23 protein-coding genes and 3 tRNA genes are annotated in these 26,996 nt (G+C 72.9%); 18 read left to right on the forward strand and 8 right to left on the reverse strand.

Annotated elements, in window-relative coordinates:
• Nucleotides 1-71: 71 nt before the first annotated feature.
• The 7 genes from ABD944_RS25510 (at nucleotide 72) to ABD944_RS25540 (ending at nucleotide 8,767) form a co-directional block, all read left to right on the forward strand.
• Nucleotides 72-1,043: a carbohydrate ABC transporter permease gene (locus ABD944_RS25510; RefSeq protein ID WP_345180612.1), complete on the forward strand. Its 972-nt coding sequence runs from the start codon at nucleotides 72-74 to the stop codon at nucleotides 1,041-1,043.
• Nucleotides 1,040-1,831, forward strand: a complete 792-nt coding sequence (locus ABD944_RS25515; RefSeq protein WP_345180614.1) for a carbohydrate ABC transporter permease — start codon at nucleotides 1,040-1,042, stop codon at nucleotides 1,829-1,831. Before ABD944_RS25510 ends, ABD944_RS25515 begins: the two co-directional genes overlap by 4 nt.
• Nucleotides 1,832-1,850: 19 nt before the next feature.
• Nucleotides 1,851-4,541 carry a sugar-binding protein gene (locus ABD944_RS25520; protein WP_345180616.1) on the forward strand — a complete coding sequence of 897 codons (2,691 nt, stop codon included), beginning with the start codon at nucleotides 1,851-1,853 and terminating at the stop codon, nucleotides 4,539-4,541.
• A gap of 158 nt (nucleotides 4,542-4,699) precedes the next feature.
• Complete coding sequence (locus ABD944_RS25525; protein WP_345180618.1) at nucleotides 4,700-5,806, forward strand: S1 family peptidase; 1,107 nt, start codon at nucleotides 4,700-4,702, stop codon at nucleotides 5,804-5,806.
• 111 nt (nucleotides 5,807-5,917) lie between these two features.
• A complete protein-coding gene (locus tag ABD944_RS25530; protein ID WP_345180620.1) occupies nucleotides 5,918-6,484 on the forward strand; it encodes a G5 domain-containing protein in 567 nt (188 codons plus the stop codon).
• A gap of 93 nt (nucleotides 6,485-6,577) precedes the next feature.
• On the forward strand, nucleotides 6,578-7,147 hold the full coding sequence (locus ABD944_RS25535; protein WP_345180622.1) for a TerD family protein: 570 nt from the start codon (nucleotides 6,578-6,580) through the stop codon (nucleotides 7,145-7,147).
• A 6-nt stretch (nucleotides 7,148-7,153) separates the two neighbouring features.
• The gene (locus ABD944_RS25540; protein WP_345180625.1) at nucleotides 7,154-8,767 is read left to right on the forward strand and encodes a TerD family protein; all 1,614 of its coding nucleotides are present in this window, start codon (nucleotides 7,154-7,156) and stop codon (nucleotides 8,765-8,767) included.
• Here ABD944_RS25540 and ABD944_RS25545 read toward each other — a convergent pair whose 3' ends face one another.
• From ABD944_RS25545 to ABD944_RS25565, 5 genes are all read right to left on the reverse strand, one after another.
• Complete coding sequence (locus ABD944_RS25545; RefSeq protein ID WP_345180627.1) at nucleotides 8,768-9,235, reverse strand: DinB family protein; 468 nt, start codon at nucleotides 9,233-9,235, stop codon at nucleotides 8,768-8,770.
• 16 nt (nucleotides 9,236-9,251) lie between these two features.
• Nucleotides 9,252-10,040 carry an ArsR/SmtB family transcription factor gene (locus tag ABD944_RS25550; RefSeq protein WP_345180629.1) on the reverse strand — a complete coding sequence of 263 codons (789 nt, stop codon included), beginning with the start codon at nucleotides 10,038-10,040 and terminating at the stop codon, nucleotides 9,252-9,254.
• A 711-nt stretch (nucleotides 10,041-10,751) separates the two neighbouring features.
• Nucleotides 10,752-10,823, reverse strand: a tRNA-Val gene (locus ABD944_RS25555).
• A gap of 31 nt (nucleotides 10,824-10,854) precedes the next feature.
• Nucleotides 10,855-10,925: transfer RNA gene (locus ABD944_RS25560), tRNA-Cys, on the reverse strand.
• A 40-nt stretch (nucleotides 10,926-10,965) separates the two neighbouring features.
• Nucleotides 10,966-11,037: transfer RNA gene (locus ABD944_RS25565), tRNA-Gly, on the reverse strand.
• Nucleotides 11,038-11,164: 127 nt separating this feature from the next.
• Here ABD944_RS25565 and ABD944_RS25570 point away from each other — a divergent pair.
• From ABD944_RS25570 to ABD944_RS25610, 9 genes are all read left to right on the forward strand, one after another.
• Nucleotides 11,165-11,869, forward strand: coding sequence for an ArsR/SmtB family transcription factor (locus ABD944_RS25570; protein WP_345180631.1), 705 nt, complete (start codon nucleotides 11,165-11,167; stop codon nucleotides 11,867-11,869).
• Complete coding sequence (locus tag ABD944_RS25575) at nucleotides 11,866-12,882, forward strand: chorismate-binding protein (protein WP_345180633.1); 1,017 nt, start codon at nucleotides 11,866-11,868, stop codon at nucleotides 12,880-12,882. Before ABD944_RS25570 ends, ABD944_RS25575 begins: the two co-directional genes overlap by 4 nt.
• Nucleotides 12,833-13,669: an aminotransferase class IV gene (locus ABD944_RS25580; RefSeq protein ID WP_345180635.1), complete on the forward strand. Its 837-nt coding sequence runs from the start codon at nucleotides 12,833-12,835 to the stop codon at nucleotides 13,667-13,669. The genes ABD944_RS25575 and ABD944_RS25580 overlap by 50 nt, the downstream gene beginning before the upstream one ends.
• Before the next feature lie 80 nt (nucleotides 13,670-13,749).
• A complete protein-coding gene (locus tag ABD944_RS25585) occupies nucleotides 13,750-15,174 on the forward strand; it encodes an extracellular solute-binding protein (RefSeq protein WP_345180637.1) in 1,425 nt (474 codons plus the stop codon).
• On the forward strand, nucleotides 15,146-16,129 hold the full coding sequence (locus ABD944_RS25590) for a carbohydrate ABC transporter permease (protein WP_345180639.1): 984 nt from the start codon (nucleotides 15,146-15,148) through the stop codon (nucleotides 16,127-16,129). The genes ABD944_RS25585 and ABD944_RS25590 overlap by 29 nt, the downstream gene beginning before the upstream one ends.
• Nucleotides 16,126-16,953 carry a carbohydrate ABC transporter permease gene (locus ABD944_RS25595; RefSeq protein WP_345180641.1) on the forward strand — a complete coding sequence of 276 codons (828 nt, stop codon included), beginning with the start codon at nucleotides 16,126-16,128 and terminating at the stop codon, nucleotides 16,951-16,953. Before ABD944_RS25590 ends, ABD944_RS25595 begins: the two co-directional genes overlap by 4 nt.
• On the forward strand, nucleotides 16,953-18,107 hold the full coding sequence (locus tag ABD944_RS25600; RefSeq protein ID WP_345180643.1) for an ABC transporter ATP-binding protein: 1,155 nt from the start codon (nucleotides 16,953-16,955) through the stop codon (nucleotides 18,105-18,107). The genes ABD944_RS25595 and ABD944_RS25600 overlap by 1 nt, the downstream gene beginning before the upstream one ends.
• On the forward strand, nucleotides 18,076-19,272 hold the full coding sequence (locus ABD944_RS25605; RefSeq protein WP_345180645.1) for a CehA/McbA family metallohydrolase: 1,197 nt from the start codon (nucleotides 18,076-18,078) through the stop codon (nucleotides 19,270-19,272). Before ABD944_RS25600 ends, ABD944_RS25605 begins: the two co-directional genes overlap by 32 nt.
• Entirely contained in the window at nucleotides 19,263-21,983 is a 2,721-nt protein-coding gene (locus ABD944_RS25610; RefSeq protein WP_345180647.1) for a glycoside hydrolase family 38 N-terminal domain-containing protein, read from the forward strand. Before ABD944_RS25605 ends, ABD944_RS25610 begins: the two co-directional genes overlap by 10 nt.
• Here the strand turns inward: ABD944_RS25610 and ppgK are convergent.
• Genes ppgK through ABD944_RS25625 form a run of 3 tightly spaced genes read right to left on the reverse strand, consistent with a single transcriptional unit; the run spans nucleotide 21,980 to nucleotide 23,884 of the window.
• Nucleotides 21,980-22,792 (reverse strand): polyphosphate--glucose phosphotransferase, encoded by an 813-nt coding sequence (gene ppgK, locus ABD944_RS25615; protein WP_345180650.1) that lies wholly within the window; start codon nucleotides 22,790-22,792, stop codon nucleotides 21,980-21,982. The genes ABD944_RS25610 and ppgK overlap by 4 nt on opposite strands.
• A 28-nt stretch (nucleotides 22,793-22,820) precedes the next feature.
• Nucleotides 22,821-23,141, reverse strand: a complete 321-nt coding sequence (locus tag ABD944_RS25620) for a DMT family transporter (RefSeq protein ID WP_345180653.1) — start codon at nucleotides 23,139-23,141, stop codon at nucleotides 22,821-22,823.
• The gene (locus ABD944_RS25625) at nucleotides 23,141-23,884 is read right to left on the reverse strand and encodes an SDR family oxidoreductase (RefSeq protein WP_345180656.1); all 744 of its coding nucleotides are present in this window, start codon (nucleotides 23,882-23,884) and stop codon (nucleotides 23,141-23,143) included. Before ABD944_RS25625 ends, ABD944_RS25620 begins: the two co-directional genes overlap by 1 nt.
• Before the next feature lie 85 nt (nucleotides 23,885-23,969).
• On the opposite strand from ABD944_RS25625, the gene ABD944_RS25630 reads away from it, so the two are divergent.
• Both ABD944_RS25630 and sthA read left to right on the forward strand, forming a co-directional pair.
• Entirely contained in the window at nucleotides 23,970-24,593 is a 624-nt protein-coding gene (locus ABD944_RS25630; RefSeq protein ID WP_345180660.1) for a TetR/AcrR family transcriptional regulator, read from the forward strand.
• 132 nt (nucleotides 24,594-24,725) lie between these two features.
• Complete coding sequence (sthA, locus tag ABD944_RS25635) at nucleotides 24,726-26,972, forward strand: Si-specific NAD(P)(+) transhydrogenase (protein ID WP_345180662.1); 2,247 nt, start codon at nucleotides 24,726-24,728, stop codon at nucleotides 26,970-26,972.
• Nucleotides 26,973-26,996: the final 24 nt, after the last annotated feature.

The following is a 26,996-nucleotide window of genomic DNA, read 5'->3' on the forward strand; positions in this document are numbered from 1 at the left end:
CCGGCCGCGCCTCGCCTGCGGCGCGGCCGGGGAGCGGGACGGCGCCGGACGCACGACCAAGGAGCCCGCACATGACGACCGTCGCGCGGCGTAAGACCCCCAAGTCCAGGCGCGAGGCATCGGCCCCGCGCGCGGCACGGCGGCAGGGACGCGCCCTCTCCGGGGCCCCCGGGGAGCCCGGCCGGATCGGCTGGCTCTACGCCCTGCCCGCCCTGCTGGTCTACGGCGCGTTCCTGCTGTGGCCGCTGGCGCGGGGGGCGCAGTTCTCCCTCTACCACTGGGACGGCCTGGGCGAGGCGACGTGGGCGGGGTTCTCCAACTACACCGCCACATGGACCGACCCGTCGCTGCGCGGCGCGTTCGGGCACCTGCTCGTCCTCATCCTGTTCTACTCGGTGCTGCCGTGCTGCATCGCGTTCGTGCTGGTCGCGGCCATGTCGCGGACGAAGGTCCGCGGCCTGACGTTCTTCCGGACGGTGCTGTTCCTGCCGCAGGTCGTCGCGATGGTGGCGGTGGCCGTGGCATGGCAGTGGGTGTACTCCGCGGACGGGCCGGTCAACACGGTCCTCGGCTGGCTGCACGCCGTCGGCCTGCCGGACTGGCGGCGCGGCTGGTTCGGCGACTTCACCTTCGCCCTGCCCGCGGTCGGGGCCGTCGGGACGTGGGTGGGGATCGGCCTGGCGATGGTGCTGTTCCTCGCCGGGGTGCAGAAGATCCCGCGGGAGCTGTACGAGGCCGCGCGGATCGACGGCGCCGGGGCCGTCCGCGAGTTCTTCGCCGTCACCCTGCCCGGGCTGCGGCGCGAGCTGGCGGTGGCGCTCACGCTGACGACCATCATGGCGATCCGCAACTTCGACCTCATCTACATGGCCACCGCCGGAGGGCCGGGCGACGCGACGAAGGTCCCCGCCTACGAGGTCTACAACCGCACGTTCAACACCGGCGAGGTCGGCCTCGGCTGCGCGATCGGCGTCACGCTGGCGGTGCTGGCGTTCGCCGTCACGGCCGGCGTCCGGCGGCTCGTGGAAGGGAAGGACGCATGAACGTCCGGGCGGAACGGTTCGTCAACCACGCGATCCTCGTCGTCTTCTCGGTCATCGCGGTGTTCCCGATGGTCGGGGTCGTCGCGCAGGCCCTCCAGCTGCCGCACGCGGACCTGTCCACGTTCGGCACGGCCTGGCGCGAGGGCCATTTCGCCACCTACCTGCGCAACAGCGTCATCGTCACCGTCGTCACCGTCGTCACGGCCGCGGTGCTGTCGATCATGGCGGGCTACGCGCTCGGCACCATGCGGTTCCGCGGCTCCGGCGTGCTGTTCCTGGTGTTCGTGGCCGGGCTGACGATCCCGACCGAGGCCATCGTCGTCCCGCTGTACTTCGACCTGAGGTCGGCCGGGCTCGACAACACCTACGCCGGGCTCATCCTCCCGCAGGTGGCCATGTCGGTGGCGTTCGGCACGTTCTGGATGCGCGCCTACTTCCGCAGCGTCCCCCGGTCGCTGCTGGAGGCGGCGCGCCTCGACGGAGCGTCCGGCTGGACGACGCTGTGGCGCGTGCTCGTGCCGGTCGGCCGCCCGGCCATCCTCACCATGGTGCTGCTGACCACCATGTGGACCTGGAACGAGTTCCTGCTCCCGCTGGTGATCGTCAACTCGGACGAGGGGCTGCGCACCGCGCCGCTCGGGCTGTCCTTCTTCCAGGGCACCCACAAGACCGACTACTCACTGCTCATGGCGGGCGCGCTGATCATCGCCGCGCCCATCGTGATCGTTTATGTCTTCCTGCAGCGCCAGTTCATCGCAGGAATGCTCTCGGGGGCCGTCAAGGAGTAGGGAAAGAACAGGAGAGTTCATGCGAAGACTCGCCCTACCCGCAGTCCTGTCCGCCGCGCTCGCGGCCATGTCCGTCGCCTTCGCGGGCCCGCCCGCGCAGGCGGCCGGCCCGGGCGGGTCCGGTTCCGCCGACGGCCGGCTCGACGTCCTGTTCGTCGGGGCGCACCCCGACGACGAGGCCGGCGCACTGTCGACGCTCGGACAGTGGAACGAGTACGACAAGGCGAAGATCGGCGTCCTCACCGTCACCCGCGGCGAGGGCGGCGGCAACGCCTCCGGCACCGAGGAGGGCCCGGCACTCGGGCTGCTCCGCGAGAACGAGGAGCGGCGCGCCGTCGGCAAGGCCGGCGTCAACGACATCCACTACCTGGACAAGGTCGACTTCTACTACACGGTGAGCACGCCGCTCACCGCCGAGACCTGGGACCACGACAAGACCCTGGAGAAGGTCGTCCGGCTCGTCCGCGAGACGCGGCCGAAGGTGATCGTCACCATGGTCCCCGCCCCGCTTCCGGGCCAGCACGGCAACCACCAGCAGGCCGCGCGGCTCGCGACCGAGGCCTACTTCGCCGCCGCCGACCCGAAGGCCTACCCCGCGCAGCTCGGCGGCGAGGGGCTGAGCACCTGGGCGCCGGGACGCCTGTTCCAGACCGGCGGCGCGTCGGGGCCCGTCGGCTCCGGCTGCGCCGCCAAGGGGACGCCGTCCGCCGCGGCGTCGCTCGCCTACGGGGTGTGGGGAGGACGCGCGTCCGCCCGCAACGGCGGCAAGACGTGGGCGCAGGTCGAGCGCGAGGCCCAGCGGACGTACGTCAGCCAGGGCTGGGGCGGGTTCCCGGACGTCCCGTCCGATCCGGCCCAGATCGGCTGCGACTACTTCCGGCAGATCCACAGCCGGGTCCCGTTCACGCTCGGCAACACCGACCCGTCCGCGATGCTCGAAGGCGCGGTGGTGCCCGCGAAGGGCGGCCTCCCGCTCGGCAGCCGGTTCTGGCTGACGACGGACGCGTTCGGCGTGACCGCGGGACGCGCCTTCAAGGTGACCGCGCACGCGAGCTCGCCCGAGCGGCTCCGGGCGGCGAAGGCGTCGCTCGCGGTCCCCACGGGTTGGAACGTGACAGGTTCCGGTGACCTGGGGACGGTCGGCGGAGCCGAGCGCACCGCGACCTTCACCGTCACGCCCCCGGCCGGCGTCAAGGCCGGGCGCGCGCAGCTCTCGGCGACGCTGGCCGGCGGCTCGGCCACCGGCCAGACGGCCACGTCCGTGGAGGTCCAGCCCGCCGTCACCGGCGTCCTGGAACCGCTGCCCCGCGTCTCGGACTTCGACACCTGGGCGGGCAGGACGGGCGTCCCCGCACTGACGGGGCAGGTGAAGCGGGTGCTCACGCTGGCGTCCGGCGCGTCCCGGCAGGTGCGCGTGGACCTGTCCAACACGACCGCCTCGGCGCAGTCCGGCACGGTCAGGCTGACCCTGCCCGCGGGCTTCACCGCCGACGCCGCGTCCAAGCCCTACTCCCTCGACGCGGGCAAGACGGGCTCGGCCACCTTCACCGTCACCAACACCGACACGTCGCTGCCCACCTCCAACCAGGGCGGGACCGACGGCGACTACGACCTGACCATCACCACGACCTCCTCCTCGGGCGACGCCGACGTGCAGAACGGCGCCCTGGAACTGGTCCCGACGGCCGAACTGCCGAAGGCGTCCACCGCGCCCGCGGTCGACGGCAAGGAGTCGCCCGGCGAGTACCCGGGGCCCGAGCTGAACCTGTCCCGGCGCTGGGAGGGGACGGCCTGCGAGTCCGCCGACGACTGCTCGGCCACCGGCAAGGTCACCTGGACCGACAAGGCGCTGCACGTGCTGGTCAAGGTCCGCGACGACAAGCAGGGCACGGTGCTCGGCGCCGACGACTGCAAGCGGCACTGGCGCACCGACTCGGTCGAGATCGGGATCGACCCGCGCGGCGACTCCGAGAACACCTCCACCACGTTCAAGACCGGCATCTTCCCGAAGATGTCGGACGGGAAGCCGTGCTTCGAACGCGACGCTGACGCGCGCCAGGGCCCCGGCGAGGAGACCGCGCCCGGCATGCGGGTCGCCTCGACGGTCGCCGACCCCTACGACGGGTACGTCGTCGAGGCGGAGATCCCGTTCACCGCGCTGCCGACCGCGGTGGACCCGCGGCGCATGGGCCTGAACGTCTTCGTCTACGACTCCGACACCCAGGACAAGACCGGGCAGACCCGGATCGGCTGGTCGACCTGGAACGGCGTCCAGGGCGACCCGTACCGGTGGGGCCTGGTGTCCCTGCCCGGCCACACCCCGCCCTCGGGCATGCCGACCACGCCCCCGCCGCCGGTCATGCCGACCGACGCGACGCGGTCGGTGAACGCGCCTGAGTCGATCATCCAGGCCGTGCGCACGGGCGTCCCGCTCGCCGCCGGTCCCGCGGCGCCGCGCTCGGACACGGCGAAGATCGTGGGACGGCCGGCGGTCTCCGGCGGCTCGACCACCGTCAGGCTCCTGGCGACCGGGCCGGGCACCGCGCACGTCCACGTGTGGGACGGCAAGCTGCTCGGCACCAAGGAGGTCCGGATCCGCGGCGCGGGCACCACCACCGTGACCGTGCCGGGCGCGACCGGCACCCTCACGGTGGCCTTCGAGGCGGCGAAGGGAGGAACGGCGAGCGGCGCCGTCCGCCTGGGCGGCTGATCATGCCCCGCCGGGCCGGGGGAGCGGACGCGCCCCCCGGCCCGGCGGCATGCCGGACGGAATCCGGGCCGCGTTGAACTCCGTCCCGCCGGGGCGCGTATCCCCACGCGTAGATCGACACCCCGGAACCGGGAGGGTTCATGAGGCGCCGGAAGAGCGTGAGGAACAGTCGGCTGCGCACCGCGGTCGCGACGACCGCGGTGGCGGCCGGATCCGCCGGGCTCCTGGCCGGCTCGCTGTACGTCGTGCACGCCGAGGGACGGTCCGGCGGCCAGGAGGCCAGGCTCGCGGGCGACGCCCGCGCCGGGCGGCCCGCCACCGGGCAGGCAGCCGCGAAGGCCGCCCGGATCGCCGGCCGTCTCGGCGACCGCACGACCGGCGCCTACGTCGACCCGTCGGGACGCCCCGTCGTCACGGTCACGAACGCCACCGACGCCGCTGCGGTACGCGCCGCGGGGGCCGTCCCGAAGATGGCGGAGCGCAGCCCGGCGGCCCTCAGGAGAGTGACCGGCGCCCTGCGCAGCGCGTTCTCGGACATCCCCGGCACCGGATGGGCCGTGGATCCCGCGACGTCCAAGGTCACGGTGTGGACGGACGACACGGTCACCGGCGCGCGGATGGCCGCCGTCCAGCGCACCGCGCGCCGGATGGGGGCGGCGGTCCGGATGGTCCGCATCCCGGGCAGCCTGCACACGCTCGCCCTCGGCGGCGACGCGATCTTCGGCCAGGGGGCGCGCTGCTCGCTCGGCTTCAACGTCGAGCGCGGCGGGCAGGACTTCTTCCTCACCGCCGGGCACTGCGGCAACGAGGTGCGGACCTGGGCCGCCGACCAGCAGGGCGCCGAGACGCTCGGAACGACGGTGGACAGCGACTTCCCCGGCAACGACTTCGCGCTCGTCGAGACCGAGCAGGGCGCCGCGGGCCAGAGCGCGGTCGACCTCTACAACGGCCGGGCGCAGCCGATCACCGAGGCCGGCGAGGCCGTGGTCGGCCAGCGCGTGTTCCGCAGCGGCAGCACGACCGGCGTCCACTCCGGCAGCGTCACCGCTACGGGCGCCACCGTGAACTTCGCGGAGGGAACGGTCACCGGCATGATCCAGACGACGGTGTGCGCGGAGCCGGGCGACAGCGGAGGCCCCCTGTTCGCCGGCGGCACCGCGCTCGGCCTCACCTCCGGAGGCTCCGGCGACTGCCGGACCGGCGGCGTCACCTTCTTCCAGCCCGTCACCGAGGCCCTCCAGGTCTTCGGGGCCCGGATCGGTTGACGGCATCGGCGAAGAATCCCGGGCCGGATCCGGCCCGGGATTCTTCGCCGATGCCATTGACGCGGATTAACGGACGGGCGGACGATTTCCTCCTACATATGGGGGGAATTCATGAGGCGCGCCATTCTTGTTGTGCTGGCGTCCGCCGCGCTCGTGCCGCTCGGCGCCTGCGGGACGGAAAAGGCCCCGGTCGAGGCGGGTCCGTCGAAAGCCGTGGCGAACACGTCCCCGTCCACCGGTGCGAGCGCGAGCTCTCCGGCCACTCCGACGGCGGTGAAACGCACGGTCACGGAAACGCGGAAGATCCCGTTCAGGACGAGAAAGGTGAACGACGCGTCCCTCGCCAAAGGCGCGACCAAGGTGCGCACTCGCGGGGCCGCCGGACTCAGGACCCTCATCTATGAGGTCACCGTCGCCAATGGCGTGGAGACGGATCGGAAACTGATCCGCGCGGTGGTCACCAGGCGCGCGGTCACCCGCGTCATCGCGGTGGGCACGAAGCAGGCACGGCGGTGCGACCCCAACTACACCGGCGCGTGCGTGCCGATCGCCGGCGACGTCGACTGCGCGGGCGGCAGCGGCGACGGCCCCGGCTACGTGGCGGGCCCCGTCCGCGTGGTGGGCAGCGACATCTACGACCTGGACCGTGACGGTGACGGCATCGCCTGCGACACCTGAGTCGTGAACCGGATGACAAGGAGCGGATCGGCTGAAAGGCTGTGCCCGCACCATGTTCGGGGTGCCTTCAGAAACAGCGAGGAGGCGACGGCCGTGACCGTCTCAATGGTGAAGGGCCAGCGGATATCGCTGGAGAAGCCCGGCGGTGCGCTCAGCATGGTCCGGATGGGACTCGGCTGGGACGCGGTGAAGAAGAAGGGCTTCTTCGGCTCCCGGGAACGGGAGATCGACCTCGACGCCTCCTGCGTGCTCTTCGCCGACGGAAACCTCGCCGACGTCGTCTACTTCGGCAAGCTGGTCAGCGACGACGGCTCGGTCCGGCACACCGGCGACAACCTCACCGGGGCGGGCGACGGCGACGACGAGTCCGTCATCGTCGACCTGGCCCGGCTGCCCGTGCACGTGACCTCGCTGGTGTTCACCGTCAGCTCCTTCAACGGGCAGACGTTCAACGAGGTGGAGAACGCCTTCTGCCGCCTCGTCAACGAGATCGACGGCGGCGAGCTGGCCCGCTACACGCTGACCGGCGGCGGCGCCCACACCGCCATGGTGATGGCCCGCCTCTACCGGCACGGCGAGACCTGGAAGATGAACGCGATCGGCGAGCCCTGCCACGGCCGCACCTTCCAGGACATGCTGCCCACGATCACCGGTCTCGCCTGACCGCCCATGGCCGAACTGTCGCCCGGCGCCAACGCACCGCTGCCCGCCCGGCGCGTGACCGCCACCGCGTCCTGCGCCGTCCCCGTCGACGTGAGCGCCCTGCTCGTGGGTCCCGGCCTGCGGGCGCGCTCCGACGCCGACCTGGTGTTCTACAACGCGCCCGAGGCGCCCGGCGTGCGCTGGTCCGGCGACGGCCGCCAGCGCGTCGAGGTCGACCTGGACGCGGTCCCCGCCGATGCCGCGGCGGTGCTGATCGCGGTCAGCCTGACCGGCGCGACGACCTTCGGCACGATGCCGCCGCCCCGGCTCGCCCTGACCTCCTCGACGGGCGACCCGCTCGTCGAGTTCACCGTCCCGGGTCTGGGCCCGGAGAGGGCGATCATCGGGCTGGAGCTCTACCGCCGCGACGGCCGCTGGAAGGTCCGGGCCGTCGGCCAGGGCTACGCCGGAGGCCTGGCCGAGCTGCTCGAAGCGCACGGCATCGAGGTGGACGACCCGGGCGAGCCCGAGCCGGCCCCCGCCGTGGGCCCGCCCCCGCCGGTCCCCTCACCCTCGGTCCCGCCGCCCGCGAGCCCGCCGCCCGCGGATTCGCGACCGCCGGCCCCGCCTCCGGCGTCGGAGGTCGGCTACGTCGAGCGGTGCTGGCTCGTCTGGGAGGACGCCAGCCGGTCCCTGGCGGCGTTCCACTCCTCCACCGAGCACGCGCTCGTCCTGCGCAACGAGGAGATCGCGGGGCGCAAGCCGCCCGGCGGCTTCCAGCGGCTCATGGAGGCGGCCGACCAGCGGCTCCGCGCCGACGCGGCGCAGCTCCGCGAGGAACTGGCCCGGGTGGAGCCGCAGGTCACCCCGGAGGCCGCGCCCTTCGACGCGCCGGCGTGGCTCACCTGGCAGCCCCGTGCCGACCTGGCCGAGGGCATGCTGCTGGGCCGCCTGTCCACCGCCGAGCTGCCCGCCCTGCAGGTGCCGCTCATCCTCCGGCTGCCGCTGCGGCGCGCCGTGTGGATCTCGCGGGGGACCATGCCGGGCGACTCAGCCGCCTACGCGTGGTCGCTGGTGACGCGGTTCCTGGCGGCCGTCCCGCCCGGGCTCGCCGGCCTTGAGGTGATCGACGCCGCGGGCCTGTCGGGCGCCGGCTGGCTGCACGGGTTCGACCCGTCCACCACGGCCCGCCTGCTCGGCGGCGGCGTGGCGACGGGCCCGGCGGCCGCCGAACGCCTCCGCCGCCTCCTCGACCTGGTCGACCTGCGCCGCATCGGCGGCGACGACGGCCCGGCCGCGGGACCGCCGCTGCGCATGGTCGTCGTCATGGACGCCGGCGCCGCGCTCGACGGCGAGGAGGCCCATCACCTCCTGTGCCTGGTCGAGGACGGCCCCCTGGTCGGGGTCCCGGTGCTCCTGGTCGAGACCGACACGCCCGCGGCGGAGTCGGTGCGCACCATGCGCGTCCGGCAGTCCTGCAACGACCTGCCCTCCAGCGAGGGCTCCATCGGCGATTCGTGGGTGGGCGCGGAATGGACGCTGACCCCCGACGTCCTCCCGGACACGGTGGGCGGCTCACGGGCTCCCGCCCTGTTCGCCCACGTCCTCGGCATCCACGCCCGCGCCGGCACGGCGCCGTAGTCACGGCTCCAGGGCAAGGATCTGCCGGGTGTGGCCGGGCAGCTCCGTCTCCGCGAGACCGCCGAGGAGGGCGCGCAGGGGCACGGGCTGGTCGACCAGGAGGTCGCCGTTCGACACGAGCCGGGTGGGCACCAGGATGTCGAGTTCGGCGTCGTCGAGCATGGGCCCGAGCGCGCAGAGAGCGTCCGCCTGGGACGCGATGCGGTCCCGGAGCCCCGCGCCGCCGCCGGCCTGCGCGATGACGCGCTCGATGGTCCAGGCCTCCTGGGCCATGCGGTTGTCGTAGGTCGCGATCGCGGCCGAGGCGACGGCGGAGACGGCGCTGATCGTGACGGCGCTGACGATGCTGACGTGCGCCAGGATCTGCTCCAGGTTCCATTCGCCCGGCGGCGGGACGGCATCGGAGTCGGCCGCGGCGGCGGCGTCGAGCAGAGCACGGTAGGCGTCCCGCAGCGGAGCGGTGTCCATGATGTCCTCCTTCTCGTCAGGCCTGCGTACCGGCCATCTCCCACGGCACCTGCGGGAGGACGTCGCCGGTCTCCAGCAGCGACTTGAGGTTGGCCACGACGGCCGGCCACCCCTGCGAGATGCCGTTGAGCATCTCCTCGTTGGGAAGGTTCTCGTGGGTCACGGTGAGCCGGACGATGTCGTGGTGCGGCTCGACGAGGAAGGTGACGACCGACGCTTCCCTGGTCGGCTCGACGCCGGGGGAGTCCTCGAAGGTGATGGCCAGGCGGGTCGGCGGTTCGGCCACCAGCACCCGGCCGACGCCGTCGACCACCCCTGACCCGTCGGAGCGCCGGTGCTCCCAGGGCGAGCCCGGCCGCCAGTCCGAGATGTTCTCGTGCCCCCAGTACCGCGCCGTCAGGTCCGCGTCGGTCAGGGCGCGCCACACCTGCTCGGCGCTCGCGCGGATGTAGGTGACATAGACATAGGTCGGGACGGTCGTCGGTTCGCCGGTCATGGCGTACTCCTCTGCCTGGGCCTTGATGGCGCTGAGCACTTGCAGGCGGGGCCTGTCGAACTCGGAGATCCAGCGCTCCTCGATCTCGTGGATCGGCGCCGGATTGAGGTAGTGGACCCGCTCGCGCCCCCGCCTGACGACGGTCACGAGCCCGGCGCCCACCAGGATGTCGAGATGCTGCGTCGCCGACTGCCGCGCCATGTCCAGCCGCTCGCACAGCTCACGCAGCGTCTGCCCGTTCTGCTCCCGCAACCGGTCGAGCAGAAGCCGCCGCGTGGGATCGGCCAACGCCTTGAAGACCGAATCCATCCCTCCAGAATCCACGCCCTCATTATGCAGGCATCTACCTGCCTAACGTCAACACGCCACCTCACCCGAGGGGACTGCATCACAGCCACAGTGCGTCGCAGCCACCAACAGCGCCTCACCAGGAGCCCCACCTGAGATCGCGCCTGCGCCGGTGTGGGCAGGCGCGCCGGCGCTGCTGAGCCGGACGCAAATCAGCACAGACACGCGCCGCTGATGCCCGCGCGAGCGTCAAGAGGACCAGGTCGGCGCGTTCAAGGCAGCGAACGTCTTCAGGCCCGGCCGGGGGCAGCGAGGGAGGAGAAGCCCGGACCATGACCCTCTAGGAGACGGCCGCAAGTCAGGACACGGCGAGGAAGAGGAGGCCACCCGCAACCGAGGTCGAAAGAGTGGGCCGAAGAATATGCAGGCAGGCAGAACCGTCAGAGACGAGTGCGCTCGGCGAGATCGCCGAAGAGAGAAGTGCCCGAGCCGAACGACGACCTCAAAGGCACGAACGCAGCCCCGGCCCGCACTCAGGGGGCGTGGGGGACGGAGTCCCCCACATCGGGGGTCTGGGGGTCGCCCCCCAGAAAAGCATTGCGGGCCACCGGGAAGGTGCCAAAGGCACCGACCACGACGGCCCGACTCGGGGGTCTGGGGGTCGCCCCCCAGAAAAGCATTGCGGGCCACCGGGGAAGGCGCCGAAGGCGCCGACCAAGGTAGCCCGACTCGTGGGCGATACTGGGATTGAACCAGTGGCCTCTACCGTGTCAAGGTAGCGCTCTCCCACTGAGCTAATCGCCCGGGTCCGTGTCCTCCGGAGAGGGACGGGTTGAGGTGGAGACGGGATTTGAACCCGTGTACACGGCTTTGCAGGCCGTTGCCTCGCCTCTCGGCCACTCCACCAGAAGGAGACCTTCTGGTCATAGCCTGAAAGGCCCCTCAGAGCGGAAGACGGGATTTGAACCCGCGACCCTCACCTTGGCAAGGTGATGCTCTACCCCTGAGCCACTTCCGCTTGCGCCCTGCGGCGACGGGGAAAACATTAGCGCGTCCGGGGCGGTGACGCGAACCGGTTTGCGGGGCGGGGCGGGGCGGGGATGCTTCGTCGCTGGTCGAAGGGTGGGTCGCCTAGGCTCGGTGGCATGGGCTCGGAACAGGTCGTGGGTGTGGACTTCGCGCCGGTGGCGGCTCTGCTGGCGGACCGGGCGCGGGCCGCGATGCTGACGGCGCTGCTGGACGGGCGTCCGCTCGCGGCGGGGGAGTTGGCGAGGACGGCGGGGGTGAGCGCCCAGACGGCGAGCGCGCACCTGTCGCGTCTGCTGGACGGCGGGTTCGTGACGGTCGTGAAGCAGGGGCGGCACCGGTACTACCGGTTGCGGGGCCGTGACGTGGCCCAGGTGATCGAGGCGCTGTCGCGGATCAGCCCGCCGGTGCGGGTGAACGGCCTGCGGCAGTCGCGGGAGGCGCGGCGCCTGCACGAGGCGCGGACGTGTTACGACCATCTGGCCGGGCTTGCCGGGGTGACGTTGTTCGCGGCGCTGGTGGACGGCGGCCTGATCGAGGCCGCGGACGGCGACGCCTACGAGGTGACGGAGAAGGGCGAGGAGCGTCTCGGGGCGCTGGGCCTGGATCTGGCGGCGCTGCGGGGGGCGCGGCGTCGGTTCGCCTGGCACTGCCTCGACTGGACGGAGCGGCGGCCGCACCTGAACGGGGCTCTGGGGGAGGCGCTGACCAGCCGGATGATCGAGCTGGGCTGGTTCGAGCGGGGCAGGACGCGGCGGGCGCTTGTGGTGACCGAGGCCGGGCTGGCGGGTCTGGCCGATTCGTTCGGGTGCGTGCTCGGGTGAGTTTCGCCTATGCCGGGGGGCTGCTGGCGACCGGGCTCGCGGATGTGACCTCCGATCTCGGGGCGCTGGATTCGCGCGGCTGGTGGGCGGTCGTGGTGACCTATGAGGGGAAGGTCACATGCGCCCGGTTCGAGACGGTCAGGCCCGCGCCGCATCCGGGGGGTCCGTGGACCGGCCCGGGGGAGTGGACGAGTTCGCTGGACGAGGCCGCCTATGTCGCGGGCGTCGAGCGCATCCGCGGCGCGATCGCGGCCGGTGTGGTCTATCAGGCGAATCTCTGCCGGGTGCTCTCCGCGGAGTTGCCCGGCGGCGCCGGCATCGCCGGGCTGGGGGCGAGGCTCGCCGAGCGCCATCCCGCGCCGTACGCGATGACGCTGAAGTTGCCTGGTCTGGAGGTGGCGTCGGCCTCGCCGGAGTTGTACCTGCGGCGGGACGGGCGGGTGGTCGAGTCACGTCCGATCAAGGGGACCGGCCGGACGGCGGAGGACCTGCTGCCCAAGGACCGCGCCGAGAACGTGATGATCGTCGACCTGGTCCGCAACGACCTCGGGCGGGTGGCGGAGACGGGTTCGGTGAGCGTGCCGGAGCTGTGCGCGCTGGAGGAGCATCCGGGGCTCGTCCACCTGGTGTCGGCCGTCCGGGCGCGCCTGGCGGGGGGAGGCTGGCCGGAGCTGATCGCCGCGACGTTTCCTCCCGGTTCGGTGACGGGCGCCCCGAAGTCGAGCGCGCTGAGGCTGCTGGAAGAGCTCGAACCCGTCCCCCGGGGGCCGTACTGTGGGGCCGTCGGCTGGGTGGACGCGGACTCCCGGCGCGGCGCCCTCGCCGTGGGCATCCGGACGTTCTGGGCGCAGGACGGCCTGCTGCGGTTCGGCACCGGCGCCGGCATCACGTGGGGGTCCGATCCGCTTCGCGAGTGGCGCGAGACCGAGCTGAAGGCGGCTCGGCTATTGGAGGTGGCTTCCGGTGACGGAGCAGGCCAGGATCTGGCTGAACGGGGAACTGCTCGACCCTGAGCGGGCGACGGTGTCGGTCTTCGACCACGGCATGCTCGTCGGGGACGGGATCTTCGAGACCGTGAAGGCGACGAACGGGGAGCCGTTCGCGCTGACCCGGCATCTGCGGCGGCTGGCCCGTTCGGCGGCGGGCCTCGGCCTGCCCGAGCCCGACCACGACGCCCTCGCGCAGGGCACGCTGGAGGTGCTCGCGGCCGCGCCGAAGTGGCCGCTGGCCCGGATCCGCATCACCTACACGAGCGGCCCGGGCCCGCTCGGCTCCGCGCGCGGCGACGAGGGCCCGACCGTGTCGATCATCGCCGGCCCGCAGGATCCGTTCCCGGCGACGGCGGACGTGACGGTCGTGCCGTGGCCGCGCAACGAGCGGGGCGCGCTGTCCGGCCTCAAGACCACCTCCTACGCGGAGAACGCCCTGGCGCTGGCCTACGCCAAGGAGCGCGGCGGCGGCGAGGCGATCTTCGGCAACACCGCCGGGAACCTGTGCGAGGGGACGGGCAGCAACATCTTCGTCGTGCTCGGGGGCCGGCTGATCACGCCGCCGCTGGCGTCCGGCTGCCTGGCCGGGGTGACGCGCGCGCTCACGCTGGAGTGGTGCGGCGGCGAGGAGGAGGACGTCGCGCTGGAGGACCTGTACCGCGCGGACGAGGCGTTCCTGACCTCCACGACCCGCGACGTCCAGCCGATCCGGGCGGTGGACGGGACGGTCCTCCCGGCGGCCCCGGGCCCGATCACGGCGAAGGCCGTGGAGGCGTTCGCGGCACGGTCCGCCGAGCTGATGGACCCCTGAGCCAGAAAAACGATCTCCGGCTCTTTACGTGATCGAATTCTTCGTTCACGTTATGTGGTGACGCTTGTAGGAGGTCACCCATGGTCTTCTCCAGCAGGGGCTTCTCCAGGAGGCGGATCGGCGCGGCGGCCGCGCTCGCGATGGCGGGCGCGGCGCTCGCCGGGTGCGGCGGCGGGTCCTCGACGGACCCCGACCGGGGCAAGGACGCCAAGAGCTTCTCCCTGACGATCACCCGCAACGCCATCGAGGGCGGCAAGAACACCGAAGAGGCCGTGTGGCTCACCAGAACGGTGATCCCGAAGTTCGTCGCGGCGCAGAAGGCCAAGGGCGTCACCGCGAAGGTGACGTTCCGCGGCCAGGGCGTGGACGACGAGGTGTACAAGACCAAGCTGGCGCTCGACCTGAAGTCGCGCTCCGGCGCCGACATCATGGACATCGACGGCATCTGGGTCGGTGAGTTCGCGCAGGCCGGCTACATCCTGCCGCTCTCGGAGGCGGTCGGCGCCCCCGCCGGCGCCTGGGACGGCTGGTCCCAGATCCCCGGGTCGGTCCAGCGGCTGGCGATGTTCGAGGACGAGCGGTACGGCGTCCCGCCCGGGACCGACGGCCGCCTCATCTTCTTCAACAAGAAGCTGTTCGCGAGGGCCGGGCTGCCCGCCGACTGGCAGCCGAAGAGCTGGCAGGAGATCGTCGCGGCGGGGCGGGCGCTGAAGAAGGTCCCCGGCGTGACCCCGATCCAGCTCAACGCGGGCACCGCGATGGGGGAGGCCACCAGCATGCAGGGGGCGCTCCCGCTGCTGGCCGGGGCGGGCGCCGAGATCTGGGCGGACGGCAGGTGGACGGGCGACGGCCAGGCGCTCAAGCAGGTCCTCGGCCTGTACGCGCAGGTCTACGGCCGCGAGGGCCTCGGCGACCCGAAGCTCCAGCAGGAGGCCAAGGGGCGCGACAAGTCGTTCGAGGAGTTCGCCGCCGGCAAGATCGGGATCCTGTTCGAGGGCGACTACTTCTGGCGGGACGTCCTCAACCCGAAGACCGGCGTGGCGAAGATGGCCGGCCGCGACCAGGACGTCGGCTACGCGCTGATCCCCGCCGTCTCCCAGGGCCGCGGCGTGCGCGGGCAGTCGTTCGTGAGCATGTCGGGCGGCTCGGTGACCGTCCTCAATCCCAACACCCGGTACCCGCAGCAGGCCTTCGAGCTGCTGGCCTTCATGAACTCCCCGGAGATGGTCAAGGCGCGGACGGCCGGCACCCCCGAGATCACGTCCCGGACGGACGTGAACAAGGAGATCCTCGCGGGCGACCCGTTCCTGACGTTCGTGTCGGAGAAGGTGCTGCCCGTCACGTCCTACCGTCCCGGCCTCTCGGCCTACCCGCAGGTGTCGACGGCCTTGCAGGAGGCCACGGCGAGCGTGGTGTCGGGCAAGAGCCCCGACCAGGCCGCCGCCGAGTACGGCAAGAAGCTGGAGGGGATCGTCGGTGGCGCCTCCCACGTCACCCCGCGCTGACGTCGCGTCCCCGGCCGCGTTCTCCGAGGACGACGCGGCCGGGCTGGGACGGGGACGCGCCGCCGCCTTCGTCGCGCCCGCGCTGGTCCTGGTCGCGGTGTTCCTGGTGTTCCCCGCGCTCTGGACGCTCTACCTGGGCACGACCGACTACCGGCTCACGGGCGTCGCCGCCAGCGAGCCGCGGTTCGTCGGGGCCGGCAACTACCGGACGGTGCTCGGCGACGGCGACTTCCACCGGTCGCTGTGGCTGACGCTCCAGTTCGTCCTGGGGTCGGCGGTGATCGGGCAGACCGCGCTCGGCTTCTCGATCGCGTGGGTGATGCGCGACCGCACGGGCCTGCTCAGGCGGCTGGTCGAGGGCCTGGTGCTGCTGGCCTGGATCCTGCCGTCCTCGGTCATCGCGTTCCTGTGGATCGCGCTGCTCGACCGCGACGGCGGGACCCTCAACGCCGTGCTCGGCACACCGGGCACGGCGTGGCTGCTCGACCACCCGATGGCGTGCGTCGTCGTGTTCAACGTCTGGCGCGGCACGGCGTTCTCGATGATGCTCTACGGAGCGGCGATCGGGAACGTTCCACCGTCCCATCTGGAGACGGCCCGGCTCGCGGGCGCCTCCACGTGGCAGACGCTCCGCGACGCGGTGCTCCCGCGCATCAGGGGCCACCTGCTGACGAGCCTGCTGCTGGTCAGCCTGTGGACGTTCAACGACTTCACCCCCTTCCTGATCACCGCGGGCGGCCCGGACGGGCGCTCGGAGATCATGTCGGTGTACGTGTACCGGACGGCGCTCGGGGACGGCCGGCTCGGGTTCGGCGCCGCCATCTCGCTGATCATGATCCTGGTCAACCTGGTGATCGCGCTGGTCTACCTGCGGGCACTGCGCGACCGCGGCCGCGCCCCCGGCGCGGAGGCCGGCGCGGTGAAGGCCGGCGCGGCGGAGGGGGCGGCCGCGTGAACGGCACGGTGCGCGAGCTGCTGCGCCGGATGGGGCTGGCCGTGTTCGTCTCCGCCGTCCTCGGGTTCTTCGCGCTGCCGCTGCTCTGGCTGGCCTTCGCGCCCTTCGACGCGAACCCGGGCATCGCGGCGTCGCTGCCCGAGTTCACCCTGCACAACTTCCGGATCCTGCTGGACAACCCCTACGCGCTCGCGTCGCTGCGCAACTCGGTGCTGCTGGCCGCCGGGACGGCCGCGCTGGTCGTCACGACCGCGTCCCTGGCCGCCTACGCGCTGAGCCGGGTCCGGGTCCCGGGCCGGGACCTGCTGCTGTACGTCCTGCTCCTGCTGTCGTCGATCATCACCGGGACGGCCGCGATGGTGCCGGTGTTCCTGCTGGCCTTCAACCTGCACCTGATCGACTCGCGGCTCGGCGTGGTCCTGGTGCTGACCGGCGGGCTGCTGCCGGCGGCGATCTTCCTGCTGAAGGACTTCACCGACGCCACGCCCACGTCCTACGAGGAGGCCGCGCGGGTGTTCGGCGCCTCCCCGCTCCAGGTCCTGCGGCACGTGGTCGTCCCGGTCATCCGCCCCGGGCTCGCCACCGTGACGGTCTGGACGGTCGCGCAGGTGTGGGGCGACTTCCTCATGCCGTTCCTGCTCCTGCGGAACCCGGACAAGGCCCCCGCCTCGGTGATCATGTACACGTTCTACACCGAGGGCGGCCAGCCGGACCTGCCGCTGATCTCCACGTTCTCGCTGCTGTACTCCCTGCCGGTCGTGCTCATGTACCTGTTCGTCAGCCGCCGGTACGGGTTCCGCTTCCACGGAGGGATCAAGCGCTGATGGCGTCCATCACGATCCGGCGGCTGACGAAGGTGTACCCGGGCGGTGTGCGGGCCCTGGACGCGCTCGACCTCGACGTCGGCGCGGGCGAGTTCTTCGCGCTGCTCGGCCCGTCCGGCTGCGGGAAGACGACGCTGCTGCGCACGGTCGCCGGCCTGGAGGCGGCAACAGGCGGGACGATCCGCCTCGGCGACGAAGACGTGACGCGGCTCCAGCCGGGGCGGCGCGACGTCGGCATGGTGTTCCAGGACTACGCGCTGTTCCCGCACATGACCGTCGTGGACAACATCGCCTACCCGCTGCGCGTCAGGAAGCAGAGCCGCGCCGTCCGGCACGGGCGGGCGGCCGAGGCCGCGCGCGAGCTCGGCCTCCAGGGGCTGGAGCGGCGGCGCCCCGGGGAGCTGTCCGGCGGCCAGCAGCAGCGGGTCGCGCTGGCCCGCGCCGTGGTGGCCGACCCGCGGGTCCTCCTGCTGGACGAGCCGCTGTCCAACCTGGACGCGCGGCTCCGCCTGGAGGCCCGCACGTTCCTGAAGAGGTTCCAGCAGCGCCTCGCGTTCACGTCGGTGTTCGTCACGCACGACCAGGCGGAGGCCCTGGCGCTCGCCGACCGGATCGCCGTCATGGAGGCGGGGCGGATCCGGCAGATCGGCACGCCCGCGGAGGTGTTCCGGCGCCCGGCGAACCTGTTCACGGCCTCGTTCATCGGCTCGACGCCGATGAACCTGCTGCCCGGCACGGTCCGCGGCGGGGCCGTCGCGGTCGGCGGGACCGAGATCCCCGTCCCGGAGGAGGCGCGCGGCCTCGTGCCGGACGGGCAGGAGGTCGTCTGCGGGGTACGTCCCGAGTACATGGAGTTCAGCGCCGAACCGGTGGACGGGGCGTTCGGCGGGAGGGTGTCCGTCGTGGAGAACCTCGGCGCGTCCTCCCTCGTGACCCTGGACGTCGGCGGCGAGACGGTGCGAGTCGTCGTGGGGGAGGGCCGCGAACCCCGGCTCTCCGCCGAAGGGTGGGCGTCGCCGCGTCCGGGGCGCGTCCTGCTCTACCGCGACGGCGAGCTGGTGACGGGCGGCGGCGACCGGGCCGGACGGCCGGCGGCGTCCCTGACCGAGGAGGGAGGAGCGGATGACCGTGCACAGCGGACGGTGGACTCTTGAAGACCGTCTGGAGCAGGGGCTGCGCGAACTCCCCTTCGAGGTCCCGCGGGGCACGGCGTCCGTCACGGTGGAGCTCTCCTTCGACGGCGGCGTGATCGACCTGGGCTGCCATGGGCCCGGCGGATTCCGCGGCTGGTCCGGCGGGGCGCGCCGCCGGTTCACGATAGGCGCCGACTGGGCGACGCCCGGGTACCTCCCCGGCGAGCCGGAGCCGGGCCTCTGGCACGTCTGGCTCGGGCTGCACCGGATCCCACCGGACGGCGTCCCGTACGAGGTCACCGTCACCACCTCTGGGCGGAGCCCAAGGCGGCCGGACGAATCTCCGCCTCCACATCCGCCGCGTCCGTCCCGCCCGGAACTCCCCGCCCCGGAAGGGATGCGCTGGCTCGCCGGTGACCTGCACTCCCACACCGTCCACAGCGACGGCACGCTCACCGTCCACGAGCTGGCGTGCCTCGCGGCCTCCCGCGGCCTGGACTACCTCGCGGTGACCGACCACAACACCGTCAGCCACCACCCCGAGCTGCCCGCCGCCGGCGCGCACGCCGGGATCCTGCTGCTGCCCGGCCAGGAGGTCACCACCGACCTCGGCCACGCGAACGTCTTCGGCGACACCGGCTGGATCGACTTCCGCGCGCCGAGCGCCGACTGGGCCGCCTCCGCCGCCGCCCGCGGCGGGCTCATGTCGATCAACCACCCGCTCAGCGGCGACTGCGCCTGGCGCCGCCCGCTGCCCGCCGAGCACCGGCCCCGCTTCGCCGAGATCTGGCATTCGTCCTGGTGGGACCGCCGCTGGGGCGCCCCGCTGGCCTGGGCGCAGGTGTGGCGGCCGCAGAGCGTCGTCCCGCTCGGCGGCAGCGACTTCCACGATCCGGCGCAGGAGAAGAGCCTCGGCGAGCCCGTGACCTGGGTCCTCGCCGAGGGAACGGACGTCCTCGGCGGGCTCGCGGCGGGCCGGACGGCCGTGTCCGCCGGCCTGGACGCGCCGGTGCTGCTGCGCGTCGCCGGCGAGCTCGTCGCCCTCGGCGCGGACGGGACCGTGCTGGTCGCCCCGGACGGGCGGCGGACCGCCGTCCGGGGCGACCGCGTCCGGATGCCGGCCGGCGGGGCGGGCATGCACCGACTGGAGACCCACGAGAACGAGGTGATCGCACTGTGCGGGTAGAAGGCCGGACCGGGGACTCGCAGATCGTCGTCGTGCCGCACACCCACTGGGACCGCGAGTGGTACCTGCCGTTCCAGCGCTTCCGGCTCCGCCTGGTGTCGCTGCTGGACGGCGTCATCGAAGGGATGGAGGCCGACCCGCGCTGGCACTTCACGCTGGACGGGCAGATGGCCGCCGTCGACGACTACCTGGAGATCCGCCCCGAGCGGCGCGAGCGGCTGGCCGCGCTCGTCCGCGAGGGCCGGCTGGCCGTCGGGCCCTGGCAGATCCTGCACGACGAGTTCCTGTGCTCGGGGGAGAACATCGTCCGCAACCTGGAGCTCGGGCTGCGGCGCGCGGAGGAGCTGGGCGCCGCGATGATGGTCGGCTACCTGCCCGACCAGTTCGGGCACTGCGCCCAGACACCGCAGATCCTCAAGCTCGCGGGCATCGAGCACGCCTGCGTGTGGCGCGGCGTCCCGGACCGGGTCCGCACCCGCGCGTTCGCCTGGGAGGCGCCGGACGGCACCGCGATCCGCACCCAGTACCTCCCCGAGGGCGGCTACGGCAACGCCGCGTCGATGTTCGAGGAGTTCGAGGACGGCGCGTCCCTGCTGCCCGGCCGCGTCGCCGGGTTCGCGGAGGCGATGGGCCGCTGGTACCCGGCCGGCGGGCCGCTGCTGGCCATGTACGGGGCCGACCACACCGCGCCCGCCCCCGACCTCGCCGACCGGGTCGCCTCCGCCGGGCTCCCGATGCGGCTCGACACGCTCGCCGGGTACTTCGCGGGCGAGACGCCGTCCGTGGACGGCCTGCCCCACGTCCGGGGGGAGCTGCGGTCGCACGCCCGCGCCAACATCCTGCCGGGCGTGCTGTCGGCCCGCGTCCGGCTCAAGCAGCTGATGGGACGCGCCGAGCGGCTCGTGGAGCGGTACGCCGAACCGCTGACGGCCCTCTGGTACACCGGCGACGCCCAGCGGTTCCTCGACCTGGCGTGGCGCCGCCTCATCGAGGTGAGCTGCCACGACTCGGTCACAGGATGCGGCAGCGACGAGACCGCCGAGCAGGTCGCGGCCCGCATGGCGGAGGCCGAGCAGCTCGGCCGCGCGGTCTGCGACCTGGTCACCGCCGAACGCGCCGCGACGGTGCCGCTCGGCTCGCACCTGGTGTTCAACCCGACCCCCGCCCCGCGAACCGGCCTCGTCACCCTGGACATCCCCTGCGAAGGGGAACCCGGGCTGGAGACGGGGGACGGGCGGCCCGTCCCCGTCCAGACGCTCGACGTCGCGCCCACCGTCCTGGACGACGCCGTCCACCCGGCCTCCGAACTGCCGATACTTCTGGAGCGGGTGTACGGGCGGGTCCTGTTCGGGCAGGAGATCCGCGACTGGACGGTGTCCAGGGAGGACCGCACGCTCACCTTCCACGTGACCTCCCGCGCCGACGTCCGGTTCGACATCGGCGAGGTGCGGGACGCCCTGCGCGACGCCGACGGGGACTGGCGCGTCCGGATCCTGGCCGATCCGCGCCGCACGGTCGCCGCGCTGGTCGACGTGCCCGCCCTGGGGCTCACCGCCGTCCGGCCCGCCGCGCCGGGCGACGCCGCGGAAGGCCCGGTGAGGGCCGAGGGGAACGTCCTGGACAACGGGCTGCTGCGCGCCGAGGTCCGGGAGGACGGCACGCTCCAGCTGCGCACCCCGTCCGGCCACGTCGTCGAAGGGGTCGGCCGCGTCGTGGACGGCGGCGACCTCGGCGACTCCTACAACCACGCGCCGCCCTCCGAGGACCGCATCGTCGGCGACCCCCTGGCGGTGGACGTCCGGCCCGTCTGGGACGGGCCGCTCGTCGCCGCGCTCGACATCGTCCGGAGCTACCGGTGGCCCGCCTCCGGAGACCTCACCCGCGACGCCCGGTCCGACGCCGAAGAGGACGTGACCGTCACCACCCGCGCGGAACTGCGCGCCGGCGAGCCCTTCCTGCGGCTGCGCGTCGCGTTCGACAACCGGTGCGACGACCACCGCGTCCGGCTGCACATGTCGCTGCCGCGCCAGGCCGGCTCGTCCTTCGCCGAGGGGCAGTTCGCGATCGTCGAGCGCGGGCCCTCGGCGGAGGGCGGCTTCGGAGAGCGGCCGGTGCCGACCTTCCCCGCGTCCGGGTTCGTCGCCGCGGGCGGCCTCGCCGTCCTGCTGGAGCACGTCACCGAGTACGAGGTGCTCGGCGGACGGGAGCTGGCGCTCACCCTGCTGCGCTCGATCGGCTACCTGTCGCGGGACCGCAACGCCTACCGCGACCAGCCCGCCGGGCCGCAGCTTCCCACACCGCAGGCCCAGTGCCGGGGCGAGCGCGCGGTCGGCTTCGCGATCATGCCGTACTCCGGTGCGGCGCCCGGAACCGATGTCCTGCAGGCCGCGGAGGCATACCGCCATGACCTGCTCACCGCCGCCGGTTACGGACGGGCGGCCACGCCCCTCCCGGCCTCCCGGGAGGGCCTCTCGATCACGGGCGACGGCGTGGCGATGACCTCCCTCCGCCTCCGCGACGGCTGGACCGAGACCCGGATGGTCGCCCAGTCCGCGCGGCCCACCACGGCCGTCCTGCGGGGCGACTTCACCGAGGCGACCCGCGTCGACCTGCGCGGACGCCCCGGCATCCCGCTCGACGTGCACGACGGGACGACCACGCTGGCACTGCGCCCCTGGGAGATCGCGACCGTCCGTTTCCGGACGCCCTAACGCGCGGCCTCCAGAGCCCGCGCCGACTCCGTCGCAGTGTCATGAGCGGCCTCGGCCGCTGCGTCATGAGCGGCCTCGGCCGCCATGGCCGCCCCCACGATGCCCGCGTTGTTCACCAGCCGCGCCGGGACGATCTCCGCCCGGACCCCCTTGATCAGCGGAAGGAAGTGCTCGGACTTCTTGCTCACCCCGCCCCCCACGATGATCAGCGAGGGGGAGATCAGCGCCTCCAGGTGGGCCATGTACACGCTCAGCCGCTTCGCCCACTTCTTCCAGCTGAGGTCCTCCTCCTCCCGCGCCTTCGCCGCCGCGCGGACCTCGGCGTCCTCGCCGTCGATCTGGAGGTGGCCGAACTCGGTGTTCGGGACGAGGACGCCGTCGGTGAACAGCGCGCTGCCGATCCCCGTCCCCAGCGTGAGCACGACGACCGTCCCGCGCCGCCCGCGGCCCGCGCCGAGCCGCATCTCGGCGATCCCCGCCGCGTCCGCGTCGTTGAGCAGCGTGACCTCCCGCCCGGTCGCGTCCGCGATCAGCGCTCGCGCCTCCAGCCCGATCCACCGCCCGGACACGTTCGCCGCCGACATCGTCACGCCGTCGACCACCACGCCGGGATAGGTGACCCCGACCGGGCCGTCCCACCCGAAATGCTCCACGACCTGCGCGAGCACCTTCGCGACCGCCTTGGGCTTCGACGGCTGCGGCGTGTCCACCCGGAACCGCTCCCGGGTGAACGTCCCGTCCGACAGGTCGACCGGCGCGCCCTTGATCCCCGACCCGCCGATGTCGATCCCCAGCATCTCCCTCGCCATGCCCCCACTCTGCCCGATCTCCGCGCCGCTAAGAGCTCTCCAGCACCTGCAGACCGACCACGCCGACGACGATCAGGCCGAGGAACGCCAGCCGGGCCGGCGACGCGCTCTCCCCGAACGCGATCATGCCGACCACCGCGACGCCGAGCGCCCCCAGCCCGACGAACACCGCGTACGCCGTCCCGACCGGCAGGGTTCGCAGCGACAACGACAGCACCACGACGCTGAGCAGCGCGACCGACAGGCCGATGACGGTCGGCCAGAGCTTAGTCAGGCCGTCCGACTGCTTCAGCGCCGTCGCCCACACCAGCTCCGTCAACCCCGCGATCAGCAGGAAAACCCAGGCCATCAGGCTGCATACCCCCCGTCCACGGCGATCGCCGCACCCGTGACATAGTCCCCGCCCGGGCCCGCCAGATGCGCGACCATCGCGGCGATCTCCTCGGCGCGCCCGTACCGCCCGAGGGCCGTGAACCCGCGCTCGAACTCGGCGTCGGGTGAGTCGGCGGGGTTCATCTCCGTGTCGGTCGAGCCCGGCTGCACCACGTTCGCGGTGATCCCGCGCGGCCCGAGATCGCGGGCCAGGCCCCGGGTGAGGCCCGTGAGCGCCGACTTGCTCATGGCGTACAGCGTCCACCCGGCGTAGGGGACGCGCTCGGCGAGGCTGCTGCCGATGTTGATGACCCGCCCGCCCGGCCCGAGATGCCGGGACGCCGCCTGCGCCGCGACGAAGGCCGCCCGGACGTGGATCGCCAGGGTCCGGTCGAGCTCGTCGGCCGACACGTCCTCCAGCGGCCCGTAGGGGGCGATCCCGGCGTTGTTGACCAGGATGTCGAGCCTGCCCAGTTCCGCCGCCGCCCGGTCGACCGCCGCGACGACGGCCGCGGGGTCGGCCGCGTCGGCGGCGATCGCCAGCCCGCGCCCGCCCGCCGCCTCGATGTCGCGGACGACGGCGCGGGCCCGTTCCGGGGCCCGCACGTAGGTCACCGCGACGTCGGCGCCGTCCCGCGCCAGCCGCCGCGCGATCGCCGCCCCGATGCCGCGCCCGCCGCCCGTCACCAGCGCGGCCCGTCCCGTCAGCTCCACCGTCATCTCAACTCCCTAACCGGAGAAACTTCCACTTAGTGGAGCTTAACCGGAGAATATTCCGGATACAAACCCGTTAGGCTGGTGTGCCGTGCCGAGAGGGGGCTGGATGCGGGAGCTGCCCGTGGTGGGGCGGCCGCCCTCCGAGCGCGCGGACGCGACGCACAACCGCCGCCGCATCCTGCGCGCGGCCGCGGAGATGATCGCGACCCGCGGGCCCGAGGCCGTCTCCATGGACGAGGTCGCGCGGGCCGCCGGGGTCGGCGTCGGCACCGTGTACCGCCGGTTCGGAGACCGGGCCCGGCTCGTCTACGCCGTGATCGACGACCTCGAGCGCGACTTCCAGGCCGCGTTCATCCAGGGGCCCCCGCCGCTCGGCCCGGGCGCGGCCCCCGCCGAGCGCGTCCGCGCCTTCCTGCACGCCCTGGCCGACCGCACCGAGGCCCAGGCGGACCTGCTGCTGATGGCCGAGGCCGACCCGCCCGAGGCCCGCTTCCGCGAGGGCTCCTACATGCTCTACCACCGGCATCTGGCGATGCTGCTCCGCGAGATCCGCCCCGGCGCCGACGCCGCCTACCTGGCCGACGCCCTCCTCGCCCCCCTCGCCGCGAACCTGTTCCTCTACCAGCGCCGGACGCGCGGCATGCCCCTCGACCGCATCAAGGCGGGCCTGGACACGCTCGCCGAAGACCTCACCGCACCCCGGGAGCGATGATCCTTCGCCGCCGTCCGGACGAGGGCGCCGGGAACCGTGAGGGCGAAGCCCGACCGCGCCCACCGACGGCGTGACGGGGCCAAGAGGCGGCCATCTCAGAGACGGGGCGCCAGCAGGGTGGACGCCTGGCCGATGAGGGCGGCGCGGTCGGCGGAGCCGTCAGAGCGCAGCCACTCGCGGGCGGCCGCGTCCAGCGCGGCGGCGGTGAGCAGGTCGGCGGCGAAGGCGTCGAGGGGGCCGCCGGGTCCTTCCCTCAGCGCGGCGCTGATCCGATCGCGCAGCTCGTCGCGTTTCGCCGAGCACGTCGCCGAGCGCTACGACCGCCTCGACGTCCTGGTCAACAACGCCGGGGGCATGAACGCCGAGCGGTGGCTCACGCGGGACGGCGTCGAGGCCACGTTCGCCGTCAACGTCCTCGCGCCGTACGCCCTCACCTGCCTGCTCCTGCCTATGCTGCGCGCGGCGGGCGCGGCGCGCGTGGTCAACCTGACCGGCGGGACGATCGATCCCGGCAACCTGCAAGGGGAGAAGAAGTACCTCGGGTGGAAGTTCGCGCACTCCAACCACGCCAAGACGGCCCTCATGGCGATGAGCCACCGGTTCGCCTCCCACCTGGACGGGGAGGTGACCGTCAACGTGGCCTACCCCGGCCACGCCTACACCCCGGGGAACCGGGCCACGCCCCTGCGCGCGTTCCCCTACCTCTACCGGCCCGCCGCCCCGCTGATCAGGCTGCTGGGGCCCCTGCTCCAGCGTCCACCTGGCGTCCAGCCCGGGGATGGAGGGCGTCACCAGTGCGTATGTCGACGCCAGGGCGCGCCGCGCGGCCTGGCCGTCCGACGCGCGGGGGCAGCAGGCGGTGTGGTCGGCGTGCGAACGCCTCAGCGGTCTGAACCCGGGGTGAAGCCGTACGGGCCGGGGGAATCGTTCCCTGAAGCCCTTATCGGGCGGACCGCCAGGCGTCACACTGGCGGAGTGAGCGACTTCGATCTCCTCGTCCTCGGCTCGGGACCCGGCGGGCAGCGCGCGGCCATCGCCGCCGCCAAGCTCGGCCGCAAGGTCGGCATCGTCGACCGCCGCGACATGATGGGCGGCGTCTGCATCAACACCGGAACGATCCCATCCAAGACGCTCCGCGAGGCCGTCCTCTACCTGACCGGCCTCAACCAGCGCGAGCTGTACGGGCAGAGCTACCGGGTCAAGGACGAGATCACCGTCGCCGACCTCGGGATGCGCACCCAGCACGTCATCGGCCGCGAGACCGACGTCGTCCGCAGCCAGCTCGCCCGCAACCGCGTCACCGTGCTGCCCGGCACCGGCCGCTTCCTGGAACCCGACACGATCGCCGTCAGCGCGGCCGGCGACCGCGAGCAGAAGCTCACCGCCGACCGCATCGTGATCGCGACGGGCACCCGTCCCGCCCGGCCCGAGACCGTCGACTTCGACGACCGGACGATCATCGACTCCGACGGCATCATCCACATGGACCGCATCCCCGAGACCATGGTCGTCGTCGGCGCCGGCGTGATCGGCATCGAGTACGCCTCCATGTTCGCCGCGCTCGGAACCAAGGTCACCGTCGTCGAGCGCCGCGAGCGCATGCTGGAGTTCTGCGACCTGGAGATCGTTGAGGCGCTCAAGTACCACCTGCGCGACCTGGCCGTCACCTTCCGGTTCCGCGAGAGCGTCGCGTCCGTCGAGCGGATGGCGCACGGCGCGATCACCGTCCTGGAGAGCGGCAAGCGGATCCCCGCCGACACCGTCATGTACTCCGCCGGACGCCACGGCATGACCGGCGACCTGTGCCTGGAGGCCGCGGGCCTCACCGCCGACCACCGCGGCCGGATCAAGGTCGACGAGCACTACCGCACCGAGGTCCCGCACATCTACGCCGTCGGGGACGTGATCGGGTTCCCGTCCCTCGCGGCCACCTCGATGGAGCAGGGCCGCCTCGCCGCCCACCACGCCTGCGACGAGCCCGTCTCGCAGATCCACGAGACCCAGCCCATCGGCATCTACACCATCCCCGAGATCAGCTTCGTCGGCCTCACCGAGGACGCCCTGACCGAGGCCAAGGTCCCCTTCGAGGTGGGCGTGTCCCGCTACCGCGAACTGGCCCGCGGCCAGATCATCGGGGACTCCTACGGGATGCTGAAACTCCTCGTCTCACCGGAGGACCGGCGCCTCCTCGGCGTCCACGTCTTCGGCACCGGCGCCACCGAGCTCGTCCACATCGGCCAGACGGTCATGGGCTGCGGCGGCACGATCGACTACCTGGTCAACGCCGTCTTCAACTACCCCACCCTGGCCGAGTCCTACAAGGTCGCCGCCCTGGACGCCATGAACAAGATGCGCCACATCGCCCGCCTGTCCGGCTAGGGCCTGTTTTGCGGATCTGGATCT

Origin of the sequence: Actinomadura verrucosospora (assembly GCF_039540335.1) — a bacterium.
Classification (GTDB): domain Bacteria; phylum Actinomycetota; class Actinomycetes; order Streptosporangiales; family Streptosporangiaceae; genus Spirillospora; species Spirillospora verrucosospora.

Coding starts and splice junctions, on each gene's coding strand:
- ABD944_RS25625 (WP_345180656.1), bottom strand. CDS start 23,884: ATGACGGTGGAGCTGACGGGACGGGCCGCGCTGGTGACGGGCGGCGGG.
- ABD944_RS25600 (WP_345180643.1), top strand. CDS start 16,953: ATGGCGTCCATCACGATCCGGCGGCTGACGAAGGTGTACCCGGGCGGT.
- ABD944_RS25570 (WP_345180631.1), top strand. CDS start 11,165: ATGGGCTCGGAACAGGTCGTGGGTGTGGACTTCGCGCCGGTGGCGGCT.
- ABD944_RS25510 (WP_345180612.1), top strand. CDS start 72: ATGACGACCGTCGCGCGGCGTAAGACCCCCAAGTCCAGGCGCGAGGCA.
- ABD944_RS25550 (WP_345180629.1), bottom strand. CDS start 10,040: ATGGATTCGGTCTTCAAGGCGTTGGCCGATCCCACGCGGCGGCTTCTG.
- ABD944_RS25530 (WP_345180620.1), top strand. CDS start 5,918: ATGAGGCGCGCCATTCTTGTTGTGCTGGCGTCCGCCGCGCTCGTGCCG.
- ppgK (WP_345180650.1), bottom strand. CDS start 22,792: ATGGCGAGGGAGATGCTGGGGATCGACATCGGCGGGTCGGGGATCAAG.
- ABD944_RS25545 (WP_345180627.1), bottom strand. CDS start 9,235: ATGGACACCGCTCCGCTGCGGGACGCCTACCGTGCTCTGCTCGACGCC.
- ABD944_RS25620 (WP_345180653.1), bottom strand. CDS start 23,141: ATGGCCTGGGTTTTCCTGCTGATCGCGGGGTTGACGGAGCTGGTGTGG.
- ABD944_RS25585 (WP_345180637.1), top strand. CDS start 13,750: ATGGTCTTCTCCAGCAGGGGCTTCTCCAGGAGGCGGATCGGCGCGGCG.
- ABD944_RS25540 (WP_345180625.1), top strand. CDS start 7,154: ATGGCCGAACTGTCGCCCGGCGCCAACGCACCGCTGCCCGCCCGGCGC.
- ABD944_RS25605 (WP_345180645.1), top strand. CDS start 18,076: ATGACCGTGCACAGCGGACGGTGGACTCTTGAAGACCGTCTGGAGCAG.
- ABD944_RS25520 (WP_345180616.1), top strand. CDS start 1,851: ATGCGAAGACTCGCCCTACCCGCAGTCCTGTCCGCCGCGCTCGCGGCC.
- ABD944_RS25515 (WP_345180614.1), top strand. CDS start 1,040: ATGAACGTCCGGGCGGAACGGTTCGTCAACCACGCGATCCTCGTCGTC.
- sthA (WP_345180662.1), top strand. CDS start 24,726: ATGAGGGCGGCGCGGTCGGCGGAGCCGTCAGAGCGCAGCCACTCGCGG.